A 2,150-nucleotide genomic window follows, 5' to 3' on the forward strand; every position below is an offset into this window, starting at 1 on the left:
ATATGATACATCATACTTTGCTGCTGTTCCTTTATAGTCCTTGTTATGATCAATGCAATAATTAACTATCTCAATTCGCTCATCTTTTGTAGTGTTTTTACGATTTGCCATCTTTGTATATACCTCCGGCTTAGGATCATAGCCCTTAAGTTCCTTATAGGTATTATACTTCTTAATCCAATTTATTAATATAGAACGACTTGTTATTCCATATTTATTCTTTTAAAAACACAGTAAAGTCTTGATTATCCCCTAAAACACTGTATCTATCGCACTATCAAAGGATTGCAACCATTCATTTTACTACTTATTTACTACTGACGAATGAGCCTTGATACGCTGATATTCTGTGATATGCAAAGATATGGTACAGCACATCCGTATTGAAACATCAAAATTGAATAAAGCATATAGACTATGGAACGCATAAATTCAGCGTTCCTTTTCTATTTCAGCCGTTCAAATTCCGTGTAGCGTTGGTACAAGTGTTATCAGTGAGTTTTATACTCCCCTTGTCCCCAAAGAACACGATTTTTACAGACTATCGGAACGCTTGCTGACGCAAGGCAAGTCCGAAGAAAAACAAAAGGAGAATAATAGATAAATGGAAGTAAAAGAAATGGAAGTATTAAACGAAGTAACTGGCAAAAACGTAAAATGTGTCTGTGTCAATTACGAAAAATTTATTACAGATTGTGATGAAATGACAATGCCACGATACAGACAATTCAAGTGTAACCCTAAAAATCAATTTGAACAAAAAGCAGACGTTGTCATTCCGGATGCAATTTTTGATGAACGATTTTTCCCTAGCTTATTCTTCATACGATTAAACAAAAGACAGACCATTTGCAACTGTCAAATTGATTATACGTTTGAACTGCTGGACAGAGCCTTTCTTGAAAAAGACAACATCCGTCAGAATGAATTGGATAAAGACGTACTGGAAGCCTGTCTTTCCCCAGAGGTTGATTATGTGATGATATATGTTGGCATGAACAGGTAAGCCCAGCCACAAAACGGAGAGGGCGGTCAGCGAAGCGAACAAGACCGCAGGAGCGACGTTTTGTGGTGCAGGGCTTGCCCTGCACCAGTACAGCCCCTCGGTATCTAACAGAGGGGTACAATACAACAGGAAACAGTCAAAAAAGTAACGGAAACTCCGCTAAGTACAAGGGTTTTCGTCAAATCGCCGTGAGTGTGACATGGGCGGTCAAATGTCACATTCCATGAATGGAGGGATAACAACTGAATGAAAACGACTGGATAACGGCATTTAAGGACAGACGTTCTGCCTACAGCATATCGCAGACAAGACTTGCGGTCATGGCGGGAATGAGCCGTGAACAGGTAAGCCGTATCGAAAGCGGAAAGGTCAAAAAAAGAAATTGTCTGTACCTGTAAAAAATGGTATACTTTCACCAAGAAACAGCACTATTTTTTAGAAAGGCGGTGAAGCAGATGTACCGTATTGCAATCTGTGACGATGATGAAACATTCCTGAAGCATTTAAGCCGGAAAACAGAAGAAATCCTGTCAGAAAACGCACTTATACGCGGCACAGATTTTGAAATAGAATCCTTCTGTGAAGCCGCACCCATGCAGCGCAGGATTCTGGAAAATGAAACTGCCTTCCAGCTTCTGCTGCTGGACATTGAGCTTTCCACGGAAAACGGGATGACGCTTGCAAAGACGCTGCGCAAGCATCAGGTGACATGCAGCATCATCTATATCACGTCCCACCGTGACTACGTGTTTGACTGCTTCGATACACAGCCCCTGTGGTATCTGCTGAAACCGGTGGATTTTGAGAAGTTCAGTGACATCCTGTTATCCGATTACCGCCGAAACTACGCGGATGCAAGGCTTGTCCTTAAGATAGAGGGCAGACCACTTTCGATACCCTATGCCGATATCTACGCCTTGGAAGCCACACAGCATCTTACAAGAATATGGCTTCAAGATGGCTTTCGTGACTGGAACGGTGCACTGTCCGCATTGAAGCCGCAGCTTCCCTCATTTTGCTTCTGCCAGTCCCATAACAGCTATATCCTCAATTTAAGCCATGTAAAAGAGATACAGTCCGCAGATGCCCTCATGGATGATGGCAGGACATTCCCCATCAGCCGCCGCTATCACGACCAGACATT

3 protein-coding genes are annotated in these 2,150 nt (G+C 42.1%); all 3 read left to right on the plus strand.

Features of this window, described 5'->3' with window-relative positions:
• Positions 1–604: 604 nt before the first annotated feature.
• Positions 605–1,006, plus strand: coding sequence for a hypothetical protein (locus BN350_RS18015; RefSeq protein WP_028044835.1), 402 nt, complete (start codon positions 605–607; stop codon positions 1,004–1,006).
• Positions 1,007–1,266: 260 nt separating this feature from the next.
• On the plus strand, positions 1,267–1,404 hold the full coding sequence (locus tag BN350_RS21945; RefSeq protein ID WP_261797258.1) for a helix-turn-helix domain-containing protein: 138 nt from the start codon (positions 1,267–1,269) through the stop codon (positions 1,402–1,404).
• Between the two features lie 57 nt (positions 1,405–1,461).
• Positions 1,462–2,150: LytR/AlgR family response regulator transcription factor (locus tag BN350_RS20750; RefSeq protein ID WP_187117159.1), on the plus strand; the 689-nt coding region annotated here is incomplete at its 3' end.

Origin of the sequence: Candidatus Stoquefichus massiliensis AP9, from assembly GCF_000455285.1 — a bacterium.
GTDB lineage: Bacteria > Bacillota_I > Bacilli_A > Erysipelotrichales > Coprobacillaceae > Stoquefichus > Stoquefichus massiliensis.